Raw genomic sequence first — 17,294 nt, 5'->3', positions numbered from 1 at the left:
CTAGAAACGAATAAATCCATCATTGCCAACGACTAGAGGTTTTACTAAACATAATAAATTTCGTAATAGCCCTCTTACTTCCACGGCCAAAAAAGTCTATCCCATGGCCACAGCTCATCGATGTGACTGTCAGTGATACTCAAATCGTGAAATGCATTACCAAGGCTGTCACGCGACGTTTCTTTAGTCGAAATGTATTTGTAAAACGTCGATAACAGTAGTGAGAGCAGAACAAGGTCAGACAACGCCGTTTTAGTTTCACCACAGGATGAATAGACTATTGCGTTTACTATGTCTTCAGCTTGAGTCTGTGTCAGTAAATCTAGATCCAACTGCCCGCCATGTGTATCACGCCCTAAAATAAATAGCTTTGATACGATTCTTTCGACACCCGAAGTTGCACTCTCAATTTCACGTGCACTCCAGTCCATTTTGGATGCAATGCAATACACCGCCTCGATTAGTTGAGTCTTTACCAAATACGTTTGCTCATTTTCTTTTAACATACCCCCCTCCTTTTTGATTTGTGGGTATGAAAGGGTATGTATTTCTAAAGGACGCATTGGACGTGTAATGCTACAAATGGGGGTGAACAGCTGGAGTTATTATTCAACGAGGCTTTGGTACTTTGCCTCTCAAGCCAGCAGCAGAAAAGAAAAGCTTCAATATTTGATACTTCTCAAGACGAACAGCAGTTGATTCAGACTGAGTGCGATCCCAATATCCGATGATCTGCCGTCTGCCTACTTTCTCTAGACTCTCGCCCACGTTTGGCTCATGCAAAAAAATATCATCCAGAATTGCGAGAAGCCTTCTTACTTGCTTCTTTCTAAATGGGATACCTCTTTTCAGATAGGCGCTCATCACAGCCATAATCTTTTTCCGTGTATATGGACTCATAAGCATCACCCTACATAGGCGTTGGTGATGTTTATACGGTGATGACCCAAAACCTCAGACAACATCTGTCTAGCCTCTCTATCAAGCTGCTTAGCCTGTTCAAATGAGATACCCTTTTGGTCGGCAATAAACTCAATATGTGCTCTTCCATGCGCAATATTGCTCTGAACAGGACAAGCAACGCCGACATAATCACGGTAGAATTTGCAGGCAAAAAAACGTCGCTCGCCATGTGAGCAATAAGAGGCGTCAACTTCATTAAACTCTCGCCATGCAGACGTTTGAAAAGCTCTGAATGATTTATCATCAGGTATGAAAGAGTTTTTGTCGTTCGCAATTTGGTACTCTGCCGCAGCTAGCATTATTTTATATTGTTCCGAGTTAAATATAGGAAGGTTGCGCTCTTGCCCACCTTTTGTCCCACGTTTAATTATTGGAACTTTCCCTGACTCGAAAGCCCTTAGAACTGACTTCGCATCTAAAAGTGATGCCTCCCGAAAGCGAAGACCAAATGCTCGTTGCAGCTGAATAACCAACTTCACTTCCTCGGAAGTGTTTTGCATTATTTTCTGGTGCAGCGTTCCTGACACAGATTGATCTGAAGTTGCAATCCCCTGTTTAGGCACGAAGCCAAGTTCTCTAGTCGCGTTTACTACCCGTGTCTCGTCGCCCCGAGCTTGCGCCAACGCCCGATTCACATGAGACAGATAGTCTCGCGCAGTTCGAGGGCTGATTTCGCCAATTTCGTACCTTTCTTTCAGGTATATACCGAACTGCTCGACAACATACCTTTCGATCTTTTCTAGGCGTGTTATTGTGGTTTCCGCTTTTAGATAGGCAGCAAAACACCTCAATGCCGGCATCCTCGCACGGTGAGTATTGGAATGTATCCCTCCCTGGTTTTCCAAACTCGCATTAATCAATGCCTTTTCTAAATCTCGCGACCAAAGACCAAAATTAGCTCGTGAAAACTCGCGCAGACCATGCCTGATATGGCCAGAGTATTTACGTTTTTTTGTCACTTACTTTCTCCTGTTTTTGACATTAATCTCCTTTGTGTTTCCTGACATAGCGTGCTCAGTACGAGACTGTATCGATAAATGAAATCGTCGTGTGTGTATCCAACGTGCTCCTTCATCGCAAAGGCGTGGGCTTTTTGCATCCTCACGTTGAATTGAACCTTCCCCACTTGCGCGTGGGTCATGGGCATATTGCATCCTGGTTCATCTGATAGTGCAGTCGACAGCTGCCTCGGGCTTCTTGCATCCGCTATCAGTGTGCTATGTGTGTATTTGTGGGGTAATTAATGCATTCCGTATTGAGTTGGCTGTTGTGATAGCAGCGCCTGATTTTTATCGCCTGCTGTCGCTCTCAATCACCTTGAAATGCTTGCAACTTCTGAAAACTTTTCAGTCATTTTGCTCTCCCGCCTTGCCTGTCCCGGGCTTGGCCTGATTTTGCTTGGTCGTCTAATTTCTCAAAAATTAGACGACTAGGGTATTGCATGATTTCCTCCGTCTTTGCCCTCTCAGGCAATAAAAAACTGAACGTAAATGTTCATATAACGACGTATGCCCAGTTTTAACGGGTCAAAAAGAGTCATGCTTTTTTATCGATACCACAATCGGAACTTTCTACAGTGCATAACCCAACTTCTCCAGTTGAAGAAATGCACTCTCCCCTACAAACTTGGAACCTAAATAGCATTTCACACTCAGATTTCAATCTACCTTCTACATAGACGTCATTGGTAGCTTTATCTCGCATAAACAAACATTTAGCCTCTCTTTCCAATGCAGTACATAGGAGGCTAAATGAAGCAAAGGCTAACTGTCACAAAAGTAAACAATTTAAAGTGTCCAGACGGCGTGAAAATGATTCGAATATGCGATGGTGATGGGTTGTATCTTGCCATAGAAGGACACTCTAAGCGGTGGGAGTTACGTATCAAGACGCTTGCGGGAAAAGATACATACTTAGGGTTGGGCTCGACCAAGTTCTTATCTCTCAAGGATGCTCGACAAATAAATTTAGAAGTAAAAACAGCAAGAGAGCGCGGAATTGAACCTAAGTTTTATTTGAGGCGCCTTAGAGGGAAAGATACACCTAAATTTCAAGATATCGCAGAAAAATGGCTTGAAGTTCAAGAGAGACGATTAAAGGCGTCTACTTACTTAGACATGATGAAGCGCTACAGATGTCATATTGTTGGTTCATCATTAGGCTGTACTCCAATTACCTTAATAACGAGCGAACATATTTACGAATTTTTAGATACTTTCAATCAAAAAAGACAAATACCCACATTAAATAAATTCCATTCAATGATCACAGGCATTTTGGGTTACTCCGTAACGTTTGAATATAGTAAAGCAATAGATATTAGTAATATGAAACAGTTGTTCAGTCGGCACCGTTCTAAACCTCATGCAAGCATAAAGGTTAATCAGCTCGACAACCTAATCAGTTTAATTGCCTCTTCAAACCTGTCTCTAACCGTTAAGCTGATGTTTGAGTTACAAGTTTTATTAGGCACACGTTGTTGTGAAACCCTGAAGATGAAGTGGGCTGACATTTGTCAAACCGATTGGATATGGACGCTTCCATCGCAAATATGCAAAAACGGTTTAGAACACAAAATCCCACTTTCACCCCAAGCGATCTGCGCATTAAAACTAGCGAAGCAACTTTCGGGGGACAGTCAATACGTTTTTCCATCGCCTCACAAAAAGGGTGGGGATAAACCAAGAACGACTTCGACTCTTAACACAGCATTTGCCAAGCTCGGTCTAAAGAGCCAAATGAGTGGTCATGGAACCCGAGCAGTGTCTGAAACTGCAATGCATGAGCAACTGGGAGCAGCAGAAACTTTGATCATCGAAGCCATCCATTCTCACACTGACAATAACACGATTCGCAAAGTATATAACCGATCGACTTTTTTTAATGATCGTCAACGAATTCTTAACTGGTGGGGTAATCAATACTCGAAATTAGTTCACGATAAAACCTGTAGTTATTACGTTAAACAAGAGCTTGACAAATTACAGCAACCTCAATTCTGAAAAAATAAGGTAAGCATCTCTAGGCAAGGCATTTGGCCAATATGGCACTAACTATGCTGAAACAACTTTTATAGCTCTGAGTAAACAGATAGCTGTATTTAGTTGCGAGAATGTTTTCATCGGTGAAATAAATATGGAGAAAAACAATGGAAGTTAAACTACTAACTCTTGAGCAATATATCTCATATTTCTATGGGGAACACAAAGGCGCTCTGGCAGCATTCGCAATAGCCGCAGGTGTGACAGAGCAACAAGTTACGAAATGGATAAATGCTGATTTTACCGTGTCAGTCTCAGACTGCGACCATCAACTGCAATCGCCACAAAAAGAATTGCCAAAAGTGTTGAAGGCATACAACGCTTTGACAAAGTCACTCGATGCATTAGACGATTATCCCTTCTTTCATCACTTTGATTCGCAGCACGAACCGCAACCTGCATTTATCACACTAGACATAGAATCGGGAGCAGTAAATGCAGGCTACTCTAGTGAAGTTGGCTCCGGCGCCCCAGCTGAAGTTTGGTATAATCTGGTACTGCGTTTTTATCTCAACTCTGCGTTGGTACACAAAAATGACGTTAACGACTTCATCGATCAGAATCTATCGAAGTTTCAGCAGGTTTTGAGTGTATTCAAAGCTCAGTGGGATGATTCAAATTTAGTTGGACGTTATGTAAGTGGTTTTCAGGATTCTGACATTATTCAGGATCTAGGGCATTACATTGATTCTGAGTTACATGAAGATGATGAACCAAAGCTTACGAGTGTCGGTCATATAGAATTTGACTATGAAATATTGAACGAGCCATTATCAAGAGTTGGTGAACTGGAAGATCGTGTTCAGGAATATTGCGAGGAGTTCAATTTAGCTGGCGTTAGCGTGGATGATGTCATGCACGCTGCAATTGAGTATCTAGCTCAAGAGCTTTATAGCAACCACACACTACCTGTGATCGAGGCAAAAGAACTAAACCGATTCGTTGTTGAAGGCGATTTTGACATCGGAGCTTACAGAGAGGAGTTAGATGATGCATTGAAGCCAAGCAGCTAAGCATCAAAGATCTCTACTGGCTAGTAACAAGTAACTATATAAAAAATGGCGAGTTATCGCCATTTTTAGCACCAAATTAGCCAAACGCCTTGTTGTCTGCTTGTCTACTTCCTTCTACTTCACAAGCAAATCAACTATACACAGCCAAACACCCCACCAATACCTCTCGAAATTCCATACTGTACACCTTATACAACACCACTAAGCAGTTATCGATTCAAAAGTCACTAGGCCAAGATGTAAGTTTTTCACTTGTGGGAAATATTTCCACAATACTAAAACAAACATCATTCTTTAGTTGGCATGCAGCTCTAAGACACATACTCTCCCATCAAAGCCTTGTAGATACTGAACGCTTAGAAGCACCAGGAAACAAGGACATTAATCAACAAAACTACATTGATGAAAGAGGTAAGATGCTCATCAAAAAAGCAAACGTCGCGAGAAAGCTTTCTGTCAGCGCCCATTCACTAGACAATTGGGATGACCTTCCTGAACCGGTATCTTCACCTAGTTTGGGCAAGACTCGGTACTACGTCGAGGAACATATAAATAACTGGCTCTTATCAAAAATCAATCAGCGTCCAACCACTCAAGAATACTGTGGTGACGTAAAAGACGAACAGTGTATTCGCATGAGCGAACTTCAAGCTATAACAGGCTTGTCTCGATCTAAAATCTATGCACTGATAGCTGACAAAAGTTTCCCTCCCCAAGTTGCTGTTGGGCAACGTGTCTCCGTGTGGCTGAAAAGTGAAGTTGACTACTGGCTCTTAAGCCATGAGTGTGGAGTGACTAACCAATATTAGTACAGATTAGAGGTGGTAGGTTGGTCTGAGAATTAACATGCTCCGACCAACCTACACTGATTATATTTCTATCAGAGAATAGCTTGTCAGCCCTTTGGTAAGTGAAACAATGTGTTTACTCCACCACTCCAACGCCACCTTTCGCTTTTGAAAAAACTTGTTTCTGTTGTATGCATCCCTAATACCATCTCTATCGGTGTGGGAGAGTAATGCTTCAATCACAATGGAATCAAAATCAGTACGCTCATAGAGCGTCGTACTGCCCAGAGAACGAGTCCCGTGTGACGTCATTTTGCCGCCCAACCCCATTCGTTTAAAAGCCGCATTGAGCGTTTCTGGATGCACTTGTCGTCCCAGGCTATTCCTCGCCGGAAATACAAACTCACTCCCCTTTCCTAAGTGTTTCGCAGCCCTCAAAATAGACATGACTTCAGGCGTCAACGGAATTTTATGCATCAGTCGATTTTTAGCTCTCTCTGCCGGTAAGTACCAAACTTTTTCTTCAAACGAGATCTCTTCCCAGCGAGCCCCAGTAGACTCCTTTGAACGTGTGAGAGTGTGCAGCTGGAACTCAAACAAAAGCTTATTGGCTGGGCGCATTGTAGATTGCACTACCATCATTAGAAGATCTGGTAATTCATTGATATCAACACAAGCGAAATTTCGGCGCTGAGGTTTGGGGAAAACGTCACGCATACTCCCAATTGGATTATGGTCTATGTACTCGTGATTAACCGCGTACTGCATAACCCGACGAAATAGAGCAATTGTTCGTCCAATCGTCTCTAACTTTCCATCACGCTCTAAAGGCTTCATCGCTTCAATAAGCATGGAGGCTTTGACCTCTTGAATTGGTAGACGCCCCAATTTTGGATAGATGTGAAGGCGTAGTTTTTGACGAAATCCAGTCGCTGTTTTGGTCGCGACACGCGATGATGCCGTCTCCAGCCATAACTCTGCGATTTGCTGTACCGTATTGTGTGCCTCGCGCTTTATATCAAGCTTTCGTTTCCGTTGTTCGACGGATGGATCTTTACCTAGAGCTTTCAGTCGCCGAAACTCCGCTGCCCGTCTTCTTGCTTCAGTAAGAGTAATTTCGGGGTAAGGCCCCAACCCAAGATTTGAACCTTTGCCATTTGGCTTGGTAAAACGAAATTCCCAAGCTTTTACCCCTGACTTTCGAATGACGAGAACCAGCCCACCTCCATCACTCACCCGACGAAGATTTTGCCCGCTGTTTACGGTTAACTGCTCGACCTGTTTCGCTGTTAATTTTGAACGCATAACACCCTCGATTTCATCCTAAAATGTATAGTTTTTATAGACCTGTTAAAGTCTTGCGAAAGGGTATACAGTTTTGAGCATTAAAGTTAATAAAAACAGATATTTAGTCACATCCCGTGACGATACAAAACGTATACTGTTTGTATTCGTTTTTTGTCTCAAAACTGTATGGCATGCCGGCAAAATAATTTAACTATACATTTTGCTATACATCAAATGCGTGGATGTTACTGAAGAATCAGGACGTCGTCGGATGATAACTAACTGATTTAGACACAAAAAAAGACGTCCAAGGACGTCTTTCTTCTTAAATGTGGCGGTGAGTGAGAGATTCGAACTCTCGATACGTTGCCGTATACACACTTTCCAGGCGTGCTCCTTCAGCCACTCGGACAACTCACCGTATTGTTTGTTAGCGCTGTTGGCTAACGAGGCGCTAATTTAATGATTATCCTTGATGGGGTCAAGTGCAAATCGGGAAAAAAGCGCTCTTTTTTAATTGTTTGCTTACTTTGTGATTAATTCGATCAAATGATCGGCAAATCAGACGCTTTGGTAGTAACCTGGTACTCGGAACCAGCGGCGACATAGGTCTAGGAAGTAGCCGTAAAGTACGCCCATTCCGCATGATACTACTGCGTTACTCGATACTGCGGTGATGATTTGGTCAGTCGATGCGCCTACAGTAAATAGAATCGCTGCGTATACTGGCGACTGGAACGCTACATAGGCGATTAGGTCTGAAATGGCCTTCATGGTGCCCGAACCTGATACTTTCGCGCCTTGTCTTAGTGCCCAGTCACGGAAAACGCCATATGGCCATGCAATTGCAATATTAACGGGGATCGACAGTAAACGTGATGCCAGTGACTGTTCGAACGTCATGCCAGATACTAATACTTCGATTAGCATGCCAGAGACGAAACAGAAGACGACCATAGCAAAAGTGTCTGCTGCGGCGTTACGAATACAAAAAGGAGCTTTAGGTTTCAATTCAGGAATCTCACGGAATAATAAACTATCAAAAAATGCTTTTGGCAATTCATATAACTAGATATCTTTTACTATCTAGATTTCGTCGCTATTAGAACACCAATTTGGTAGTTTTACATACCGTATTTAAAGTCACTTAGTAAATTAATCACCAATTTTAAAGTTCAAACTAGATAAACTCGCTATTTGTTGTAATTTGATTACATTTATTGACTATACCACTGATATTCAGTGAGTTAGTGGCACGTTGTGTACAATAGTTACAGCTCTAAACAATAAGATTCTCTTGGCTAAGCAGAGTTTACTTAGGCTTACGGGATGGATGGCGCTTAAATAGGTGTTTTATGAAATCTAGTGAGTTGAATAACAAGCTAGGAAGGTGCAATAACGCCAATAACGGCGTCACTACGAAGGGTTAACGCAAAGGCTCTACGTTCGAACGGCGTTTGCTTGAGAACTGGAATAGCTTGTTGGCGTATTGATACAGAGCATCGTCTAATACTCTTTCATCAATGGGCTTACCAACAATAAAGTCTGCGCCAGCGCCTAACATGCGCTCTCGAGTCTCTTTAAAGACATCGGCGGTACAACCGAAGATCAAGGTATCTTTTTCACGGCCGAGCATATTACGGATACCCGCGATAGCCTCTACCCCATCCATAACAGGCATATGGTTATCCATTAAGATAAGATCAAACTGTTGGGTTGAGACGGCTTTTAGTGCCAGTTCGCCGTTTTCTACTGAAGAAGTGATAAAGCCTTTGCGCTTCATAAAGGTCTCGATAATGATAGTGTTGGTGCGATTATCCTCGACGATAAGTGCTTTGAGTCCACGATAGTCGAGATGACGTTCAATATGAACATCTAACGCTTTTGGTTTGCATGGTTCAAGTTGGACGCGAACCGTAAACTCAGATCCCATCCCTTCCTGACTGGTTAGCGTGATGTTGCCTCCCATACAGTGAGTAATCTCTTGCACTATCGCAAGACCAAGCCCAGTACCTCCAAAACGGCGCGTAGTGCTCGATTCGGCTTGCTCAAATGGCTTAAACACTCTCGCTTGCGCGTCGGGTGAGATTCCTATTCCAGTGTCTTTAACTCGGATAACGAGCGCCGTCACTCCATCATTCACTTCTTCAGACAAGTAGACTTCCACCATTCCTTGCGAAGTAAACTTAACCGCGTTGTTGAGCAAGTTAAATAGGATTTGACGAAGGCGCGCTTTATCGCCGGAATACCAGCGAGTTTCATCAACTTCCGAGAATACGCTAAAACGTAGCCCTTTCTCATTGCATAAGGTGTGATAGACGCTGTGCATACTGCCAATGATGGAGCTCAGCGGGAATGGACGATTTTCAAGCTCAAGGTGACCTTGCTCAATCTTCGAGTAATCCAATATCTCGTTCAACAGAGACATCATATGATCACCTGAATCATAAAGGGTTTTGAGTAGTTTACGCTGCTCTAGATTAAGGTCGGTTTTAAGCAATATTTGAGCGGTGCCCAATACGCCGTTCATCGGCGTTCGGATTTCATGGGAGAGCGTGGCTAGGAACGCCGTTTTTGCTTTAGTGGAAGCCTGCGCTTTGACGCGTTCTTGGTCTAAATAAATGGTTTTTTCATTGAAGGTGTCGATTAGGTAGCGAATCTCGTCCGGGCTTTGATAGTTAATATCGATACTGCCGCCCTCTTTGGACTCATCGACTTTCTTAGCAATATCCGTAATCGGCTTAATGAGATATTGGCTAATAAGGTAATAGCCAAACATCAAACAAAGCAGCATGACCGGCACGATACCCAACTCGACCGCCATTACGATGTCTGACACTTGATCAGATACCAGTCGTCTCGCATTAACGACTTCTAGACTCCAATCAAAATCACCAAATTGACGTTGACTGACGTAAATATCACGCCCTACTCGGAAGTTGTGCTCGGTAATCACATGATTGTTCGTATCGCGCACGATCACCCCAAGATCGTGCTCTCTTGCTTTACTTTTGACGAATTTCACTAGGTTTTCTAGTGAAAGGTCGACGGTGGCGACTCCGGCAAATTGACCATTTAAGTAGTAAGGGGCCGAGGCCGTTATCATTTGCACGTGGGTATAAGGGTCAATGTACACTTCAGACCATGTAATGGTATTCACAGGCTGGTTTTTGACTGAGGTGTACCATGGCTCTAGGTGATAACCGTCAGCTTCGGGGTTGTTCCAAAGATCAATTTTATCCACCGTTCCATCACTGGTACGGTTATAGAACAGGCTGGTGAGTTTAATGTTGGGGTCTACAGAATACGGTTCAGGCCAAATGCCACCACTCACGGCGATGCCATCATTGAGCTTAAATACCTGACAGAGTGCTTCATCGAGTGCGGTGCGGTTTTCAATGGACTGCGCCATAGCGACGATGCTTTTCAATACACCCACAGAGCTGGAAAGTGGCGCTGAGATCTCGGCGGCGAGAAACTCGTTTTTGATATCGAGGTTTTCTTCGAGCTTGGCACGAACTGGAGACTCCACCACCATATAGGTGATGCTTCCGAATACCGCGATAAACAGAGCTAGGTACAGCGCTAGCGCGACGACACTTTTCTTTTTGAGAGACTCGTTGATAACCATAACTAGAGAAGCGATCCTTTTCTTCTTGTTCGACTCAGATAATTTCGTCTATTTTATTCGTCTGTAGCTTGTTACTATTAAGCATCATTTTCGCCTTTACGGTAAAGCATTTTGACATTAAAAGACATACTTTCCCTTCCTGAGTTAGAAGGCAAACTTCTTAACGAAGCGCAAACACAAGGCTTTGTCACCTCGATGGCCGCTGCGCCACATACGTTACCACCTGAAGAGTGGCTACCGTTTCTGTGGGGTGGTGAGGAAGTAGCACCATTCACATCCGGTGAGCAATTAGAAACTTACGCACAAGCAATTATTGGTTTATGGAATGATTTTCGCCCTGCTCTATTAGACGGCGAATGGCAGTGGCCGGAAGGTTGTGATCTAGATGAAGAAGAGATCGTGACGTTGGCAACCAAAGACTTCTGCGAAGGTGTTCTTCAAGGTTGGCAATTGGCTAGAGATGACTGGGAAACCATCATGCCAGAGCACAGTGAAGACAACGCTCTGTTAGGCGGCGTGCTACTGTCATTGAGCATGCTTTACGACCCTGAGACATCTATCGCAACACTACAATCACAGGGTATTGAAGGTTTGGAGCAATTTGCTGAAATCTATAATGCCATGCCAATGATGCTTTGTGGCATTACGCAAAAAGGCGCAGTACTGGCTGAGCAGCAGTAATGCAAAAAGCTCCTCATAATGAGGAGCTTTTTGTTGTCTTTAGAAACGATAACCCATCGACACAATCAGCTGATTCCAGTTCAGGAAGCTGTATTCCGCCATCAAGTTCCACTCTTTCTCATAGCCAAAGTCGTAGACTGCTGCGAGTGACATGTTGGATGTTTCTTTGCTTTTTAGGTTTACGTCAAAGCGCAGTTCATCAGCAAGGTTCAAACCACCAACTTGCAAGTCGGTTAAGCTACCTGTCACGTTCTGCTCAATGCTCTGATACTGATAACCCAATAACATCGTTAGCTTACCGTAAGGTACGTCATAACGCTGACCAACTCGCACCGCACCGATTTTGGTTAAAATGGTACTGTCTGTCGTGGTGGTCCAAGCATTGGTTACAGCACCCGCTGCCGTGACAATAATTGGGTTGAATCCATCGATCACTTCAAACTGCGTCGCAAGTACCGCACCAATACCTAAATTGTAGGCTTCATATTCGATGTTGATTGGTATGGTCGCTGGTACAGGAAACGGTCTGCCATTACGTGTTGCATTGGAAAGATCGGCGCTGATCTCCTTATTGCCTTCGGTATAGCCTGCTAAACCATAAACATTTAGGAATGGAAATACCCATGCGTCGAGTCTAAGCTGAACACTCTTATCAGACCCTTTAATCGATACATCATCTGCTGGTACGACATAGTGATTAGGCTTGTTACGACCGCCAAGTAGCCCGCCTGTTGCGTCAATTTTGAAATCATCCGTCGCCACATACTCTACATCTTGAGAGTTCATATAGATGCCAAAACCAACGGGAATCGGTAACTCATAACCTAGGTCACGAGCCTGCTCACCCCAAACCGGTAGACCACTCCAGTGCGCTTGGTTCTTCTCTCTTTCTACTTGTTGTTTCAGTTCATCACTCGCTGCATATACAGTATTTAATACCATATAAAGGGATGTAAGAACGAGTATGGTTAGTAATCTAATCAAAACGGTTTACCTAAAAAGCTTCAGTAAAGTTGAAATAAAATGCCGAGCCATGTTTACCCATCCCTAAATCAAGGCGGATATTCATGCGCGGTTGAAGTTCATAGCGATAGCCAATGCCATAAGACAAAATAGCGTGTCCCGACAAATCTTCGACAGACTCTCCCACCGAGCCCACGCCCGTCCATGCGGTAATGCCATGGTTAGATAGCGCGCCTGAGCTACGACGGAATGTATGTCGGTATTCAGCGGTTACTTCTGCCGTCACCTTGTCACGATATTGGCCTTGATAGTAACCGCGCATCGAGTTTGCGCCGCCTAGTTCAGGCATGTCGTAATACGGCGTATCGCCAAAAGCTTGTTGGAATCGACCTAGCACTGCCAACACTCGACCCTTCTGGAAACTGTGGAAAGTTCGATATTCCACGTCCAGTTTCTGGTACTCAGCTTGACTGCCTAGTGCTTCGCTATACAGCAGCACCTCTGTTCTAAACAAAGAGCCACTCCAAGGGTTAACGGCAACGTCACGAGAATCGTATTGAATGCTGCCACCTAGACCCCATGTGAAAGGCTTATCTTTGAACTCGTTAAAGTTCTCATCCAATACCGCCGAATCAGGTTCAGTGGTTGGACTAAAGTAATTCAGCTTAATTGCGGGGCCTGCAAACCAGTTGTCGACCATTCGAAAGATCAAATTGCCTTTATAATTGTTGGTGTTGGCTTTGTATTGAGTGACATCGCCAAAATCAAACTGTTGCGCGGCATCATAGCCGATGCCCCAATAGTGTTTGCCTTGAGTACCTGCGTTCCATGCACCTTGGAATTGAATATCATCGTTATTCCAAAACAGGTCATGTTTAGCTCGTAAACCATAACCTACTTCCGAATCAACATAGTTACCGATGATAAATGCCGAGACACTTGAGCGTTGCAGTTGTTGCTGTTCACGGTCGGTTTTGAATGAATACAAACCACCTACCGCAACAAGTACACCTTGTTCCGGAGTAAATGCAGGTCCACCTAGGAAGCTGAACATGGGTAACCCATTCACTTCACGGTAGTATTTTTTTGCGTACTTTAGATCTGAGATGGTCTCTGAATAGCGGCTATCGGTGTTGTCGTCTTTTAGTTTTGAGATAGCGTCATCGTATTCGTCTACCTTAGCGTCTGCTTTAGTAACGTCGTGTTCGAACACCATGTCTTCTTTCTTGGTTTCAAGTTGAGCATAGCTAGGTATAACGACATCTTCTTTCGCGGCCACAATAGATGGTGCAATAGCAGAAAGGACAAGTAGCGACAGCAAATTTACGCGCATGAATTGTAAGGTTCCCATAATCAATGAATGAACGTTCATTCATTTTTTCAAAAAAGCGCGCGCATAATAAACAGAACACATTTCCGTATCAAGATATTTTTCTTTCTCAAATTATTCACATTTTAAATATCGATGAACAATTTGATGACATAGGCTTGTGGCTACAGGTTTTTCCAAGAAAAATTGTCAATTCGCTCGTCGGCGATATAGAACAATTTATTGCCTGCGGAAATGGATTGTTCGAGATCTGGGTTAAGAATGATGCCATTTCCTACATCCACTGCGATTAAAGTCGCTTGGTACTCTACTTTCATCCAGTTGAACAAGGCTTCGACCGATGAGTCTGGAGCATCGCTTGGGTAGTGAACCGAGTATTGCGTCATGCCTCGTGTTGAGCTTAATAGCTCTTGATGTAAGGCACTTGAACCAGGATCAACCGCAGCCTTAGCAAGCATTTCCGCTCCTACAGCTGGGATGCATTCAGAGTTTGGACAGTGTTGATGTAGAAGGTCGCTCAGCGCTTCGTCTTTGAAATAAACCAGCAGGTGAGCATTAGGGTTGCGGTTTGAGCAATAAAGCGCCGCAGAGAGGGTTATATCGTCTTCGGGGTTATCAATAAGAATACAACTAGCGGTTTCGATGTTGGTTTTTTCCATTTCTCGTCCGTCGGTGTAGCTGTTCACTTTGACAAAAGAAATCTCACCGGGAAGCGGGTTTTCGATATCCGAACGACTGCACAACACTATAGGTCTGCGACCTGTTTCTTCATGTTGCAACATACGAATAAGATGAATAGTACGCTGACCATTCCAACCCAACATTAGAATATGATTTTCCACAGTTACTTTCCTTTTACCGAGTTGTCCAGAACGCCAAGAATCGAGCCCGAGTGCTGCTAAACGGCCAAGTAACGCCGCAAACAACATCAGTCCCCCAGGGATGACAAATAAGATAGCTACCCAACGACCTGCTTCTGTCGTTGGAGATAAGTCGCCATAACCAACCGTTGAAGCGGTAACGACAATAAAATAGATGAATTGAGAAATAGGAACCGTCAGGTCTGTTTCGCCACTGGCTCTGAGTAATACCCATGATAAGCCAGCATAAAGCAAAATGGCGGCCGCTAAGCTTTTAAACCTGAGTTCGAACAGATGAGAATGAAACCATTTTCTAAGTTGTAACCAAATCGCCACTGACTTCCCTATTCGTAGACGGATTATGTGTTAAGCATATATGAAAATGGCGAACAACATATACGAAAAAACCAGTCCGAAGACTGGTTTTTTGAGAACGGCGTTAACTTTAGTGGTTACGCGTTGCCTTTCACTTTAATTTGCAGTTGCTCAGCAAAGTCCAACATGCGATTTAAAGGAATCAGCGACTTAACGCGTAGCTCGTCGTCTACGAAGATTTCGTGCTCTTCACCGCCGTCTTTCAATGCTTTTTCAATGGCACGTAGACCATTCATCGCCATCCAAGGACAGTGTGCACAGCTGCGGCATGTTGCACCTGCGCCTGCTGTTGGTGCTTCGATCAGTTCTTTCTCTGGCACCATTTGCTGCATTTTGAAGAAAATGCCTTTGTCGGTCGCAACAATCATCTGCTTGTGCGGTAGCTCTTTGGCTGCTTTGATTAGCTGGCTGGTAGAACCAACAGAATCCGCCAGTTCAACTACGCTAGCCGGAGACTCCGGGTGTACCAGAATCGCTGCGTCTGGATAAACTGACTTCATGTCTTTCAATGCTTTAGCCGAGAACTCGTCATGGACGATACACTCACCTTGCCATAAAAGCATGTCTGCACCAGTCTGGTTCGCGATGTACGACCCTAGGTGACGATCTGGGCCCCAAATAATTGGTTTGTCTTCAGCGTCTAGGTGCTCAACGATTTCAAGGGCGATACTTGATGTCACAACCCAGTCAGCTCGTGCTTTTACGGCTGCAGAGGTGTTGGCGTAAACCACAACCGTGTGGTCAGGATGCGCATCGCAGAATTCAGTGAACTTGTCCGCAGGACAGCCAAGGTCTAGAGAACATTCCGCTTCTAGAGTTGGCATCAGAATGCGTTTTTCTGGCGTTAGGATTTTTGCTGATTCACCCATAAAGCGAACGCCAGCAATGATCAACGTCGACGCACCGTGGCGGTTACCGAACTTCGCCATTTCAAGAGAGTCACCCACGAAACCACCCGTCTCTTCTGCAAGAGCTTGGATTTCAGGATCGGTGTAATAGTGTGCAATCAAAACCGCGTCTTTTTGTTTTAATAGCGTTTTGATGTTTGCAATGTATTGCTGTTTCTCGTCATCACTTAGAGGAACAGGCTTAGGGGGAAACGGATATACCGTATCAATAGTGTCTAAGATGTGGCTCATAGCGCATGCTCTATGCTACTTCCAAATAGTCGGAGCATTGTACACGGATATTCCTACAAGGACAAAGGCAGGCCTGAGGTAATCGACCAAAGTTGAATAGAAAGTGGCCGCATCGGGCTAAGAGTGTGATGGGTTGTAATGAAGCGTTGAGGTTGGAAGAGAAAGCAATTATATCCACAACTGCCACAGCAGTTAATTTTGGGCGCCCCCCTGCGGAGGCAGGGGTCTTATTCCAGCGAGCACTGAACGCGCTTTGAGTAGATTCCTGCCTGCGCAGGAATGACGAGCCTTGGGTGGTTGGGTTCGCTTTAGGTGAACGCCCGCCAATGCAGGCGCCCGGCTATAAAAGCGACAACGCACCTATCTGATTATTACTTCAAATTAGACTGAGCAACTTTCGCAGAAGAACTACCTGGGTACTCAGCAATTACTTGCTCGTAGTACTTTTTCGCTTCTGCTGCTTTGTTGCCGCGCTTCGCTAGATCGCCCAATTTAACTAGTGCATCTGCACGTTTGTTGGATTCTTTAAAGCCTAATACCGCTTTAAAGCTCTTTTCTGCTTCTGAATCTTGGCGTTTAGCAAAGTAAAGCTGACCTAACCAGTAATGCGTGTTCGGCATAAAGGTTGAGTTTGGATAGTCTTTTTGGAATTGCTTGAATGCTTCGATAGCACCGGCGTAGTCACGCTTCTTCAGGATAAGGTCTACAGCATTTTGATAGGCGGTTTGCTCATCAGCGTCTGTGCTGAATTTGCCTTGAGGTGCTGTACTGTCTTTTGCTACAGGAACTGGGACTGCGGCCGTGCTTGCTTGAGAGCGAAGTTTGTCGATCTCAATGAATAGTTCTCTCTGACGCTGCAACATTTGCTCCATATCGTAGCTGTTGCGTTCTAGCTGACCACGTAGAGTTGCGATTTCTTGCGTCATTTCATCGAGCTGTTGCTGCATTTGCAACTGAACTCGGTTTCGGTTCTGAAGCAGACGTTCTAAGCGTTGAACGTCAGTTTCATTGGTTGCAGCATGGGCTGCTGAAATAGAGGCAGCAGTTGCCGAGGAAGATGTTGCGCTCAAGTCGGTAACCGGTGCTTTTGTCGCATAAGCTGTGCTTGCTGCGCCGGCTAGTAACGTAAGCGTAACAACGCGCTTAATGTTACTGTTCATAAAGGTTATTACCTCAATTGCCGTGGCTTAAAACAATGAGTCGCAGCGCAAGGGCTGCGACTC

At 44.3% G+C, this 17,294-nt stretch carries 15 protein-coding genes and 1 tRNA gene; 4 read left to right on the top strand and 12 right to left on the bottom strand.

The genetic code is table 11. The features are described from left to right. Positions 1–74: 74 nt before the first annotated feature. The 3 genes from JKJ11_RS05925 to JKJ11_RS05915 all read right to left on the bottom strand — a co-directional run bounded on the left by JKJ11_RS05925 (position 75) and on the right by JKJ11_RS05915 (position 1,922). Complete coding sequence (locus JKJ11_RS05925) at positions 75–506, bottom strand: hypothetical protein (protein ID WP_252038877.1); 432 nt, start codon at positions 504–506, stop codon at positions 75–77. Positions 507–609: 103 nt separating this feature from the next. Continuing rightward, complete coding sequence (locus tag JKJ11_RS05920; protein ID WP_171393672.1) at positions 610–900, bottom strand: hypothetical protein; 291 nt, start codon at positions 898–900, stop codon at positions 610–612. Positions 901–905: 5 nt separating this feature from the next. Further along, positions 906–1,922 (bottom strand): integrase domain-containing protein, encoded by a 1,017-nt coding sequence (locus tag JKJ11_RS05915; RefSeq protein WP_252038876.1) that lies wholly within the window; start codon positions 1,920–1,922, stop codon positions 906–908. A gap of 852 nt (positions 1,923–2,774) precedes the next feature. Between JKJ11_RS05915 and JKJ11_RS05910 the strand changes: the two genes are divergently transcribed. From JKJ11_RS05910 to JKJ11_RS05900, 3 genes are all read left to right on the top strand, one after another. Beyond that, positions 2,775–3,965, top strand: coding sequence for a tyrosine-type recombinase/integrase (locus tag JKJ11_RS05910; RefSeq protein WP_252039100.1), 1,191 nt, complete (start codon positions 2,775–2,777; stop codon positions 3,963–3,965). A gap of 146 nt (positions 3,966–4,111) precedes the next feature. After that, positions 4,112–5,017, top strand: a complete 906-nt coding sequence (locus JKJ11_RS05905) for a hypothetical protein (RefSeq protein WP_252038875.1) — start codon at positions 4,112–4,114, stop codon at positions 5,015–5,017. Positions 5,018–5,433: 416 nt separating this feature from the next. Next, positions 5,434–5,826 (top strand): helix-turn-helix transcriptional regulator, encoded by a 393-nt coding sequence (locus JKJ11_RS05900; RefSeq protein ID WP_252038874.1) that lies wholly within the window; start codon positions 5,434–5,436, stop codon positions 5,824–5,826. A gap of 60 nt (positions 5,827–5,886) precedes the next feature. On the opposite strand, the gene JKJ11_RS05895 is transcribed toward JKJ11_RS05900, so the two are convergent. From JKJ11_RS05895 to JKJ11_RS05880, 4 genes are all read right to left on the bottom strand, one after another. Beyond that, positions 5,887–7,110 (bottom strand): tyrosine-type recombinase/integrase, encoded by a 1,224-nt coding sequence (locus JKJ11_RS05895; protein ID WP_252038873.1) that lies wholly within the window; start codon positions 7,108–7,110, stop codon positions 5,887–5,889. Positions 7,111–7,424: 314 nt separating this feature from the next. Then, positions 7,425–7,512 (bottom strand) — tRNA-Ser (locus JKJ11_RS05890). A 141-nt stretch (positions 7,513–7,653) separates the two neighbouring features. Next, positions 7,654–8,103 carry an L-alanine exporter AlaE gene (locus tag JKJ11_RS05885; RefSeq protein ID WP_038223284.1) on the bottom strand — a complete coding sequence of 150 codons (450 nt, stop codon included), beginning with the start codon at positions 8,101–8,103 and terminating at the stop codon, positions 7,654–7,656. Positions 8,104–8,518: 415 nt separating this feature from the next. Then, the gene (locus JKJ11_RS05880; RefSeq protein ID WP_107306183.1) at positions 8,519–10,723 is read right to left on the bottom strand and encodes a hybrid sensor histidine kinase/response regulator; all 2,205 of its coding nucleotides are present in this window, start codon (positions 10,721–10,723) and stop codon (positions 8,519–8,521) included. A 111-nt stretch (positions 10,724–10,834) separates the two neighbouring features. Here JKJ11_RS05880 and JKJ11_RS05875 point away from each other — a divergent pair, with 111 nt between their 5' ends. Further along, on the top strand, positions 10,835–11,404 hold the full coding sequence (locus JKJ11_RS05875; RefSeq protein ID WP_252038872.1) for a UPF0149 family protein: 570 nt from the start codon (positions 10,835–10,837) through the stop codon (positions 11,402–11,404). 39 nt (positions 11,405–11,443) lie between these two features. On the opposite strand, the gene JKJ11_RS05870 is transcribed toward JKJ11_RS05875, so the two are convergent. The 5 genes from JKJ11_RS05870 to ybgF form a co-directional block, all read right to left on the bottom strand. Then, positions 11,444–12,388: a hypothetical protein gene (locus JKJ11_RS05870; protein WP_252038871.1), complete on the bottom strand. Its 945-nt coding sequence runs from the start codon at positions 12,386–12,388 to the stop codon at positions 11,444–11,446. Positions 12,389–12,398: 10 nt separating this feature from the next. Continuing rightward, positions 12,399–13,700, bottom strand: a complete 1,302-nt coding sequence (locus JKJ11_RS05865; protein WP_252038870.1) for a BamA/TamA family outer membrane protein — start codon at positions 13,698–13,700, stop codon at positions 12,399–12,401. 161 nt (positions 13,701–13,861) lie between these two features. Next, positions 13,862–14,893: a potassium channel family protein gene (locus JKJ11_RS05860; protein WP_062463651.1), complete on the bottom strand. Its 1,032-nt coding sequence runs from the start codon at positions 14,891–14,893 to the stop codon at positions 13,862–13,864. 116 nt (positions 14,894–15,009) lie between these two features. Further along, positions 15,010–16,071, bottom strand: coding sequence for a quinolinate synthase NadA (gene nadA, locus JKJ11_RS05855; protein ID WP_236110469.1), 1,062 nt, complete (start codon positions 16,069–16,071; stop codon positions 15,010–15,012). A gap of 371 nt (positions 16,072–16,442) precedes the next feature. Continuing rightward, positions 16,443–17,231, bottom strand: a complete 789-nt coding sequence (gene ybgF, locus JKJ11_RS05850; RefSeq protein WP_006075299.1) for a tol-pal system protein YbgF — start codon at positions 17,229–17,231, stop codon at positions 16,443–16,445. Positions 17,232–17,294: the final 63 nt, after the last annotated feature.

This window comes from Vibrio sp. SCSIO 43133, assembly GCF_023716845.1.
In the GTDB taxonomy this organism is placed as follows: domain Bacteria; phylum Pseudomonadota; class Gammaproteobacteria; order Enterobacterales; family Vibrionaceae; genus Vibrio; species Vibrio mediterranei.
This window is presented reverse-complemented; position numbering and strand designations above follow the sequence as displayed.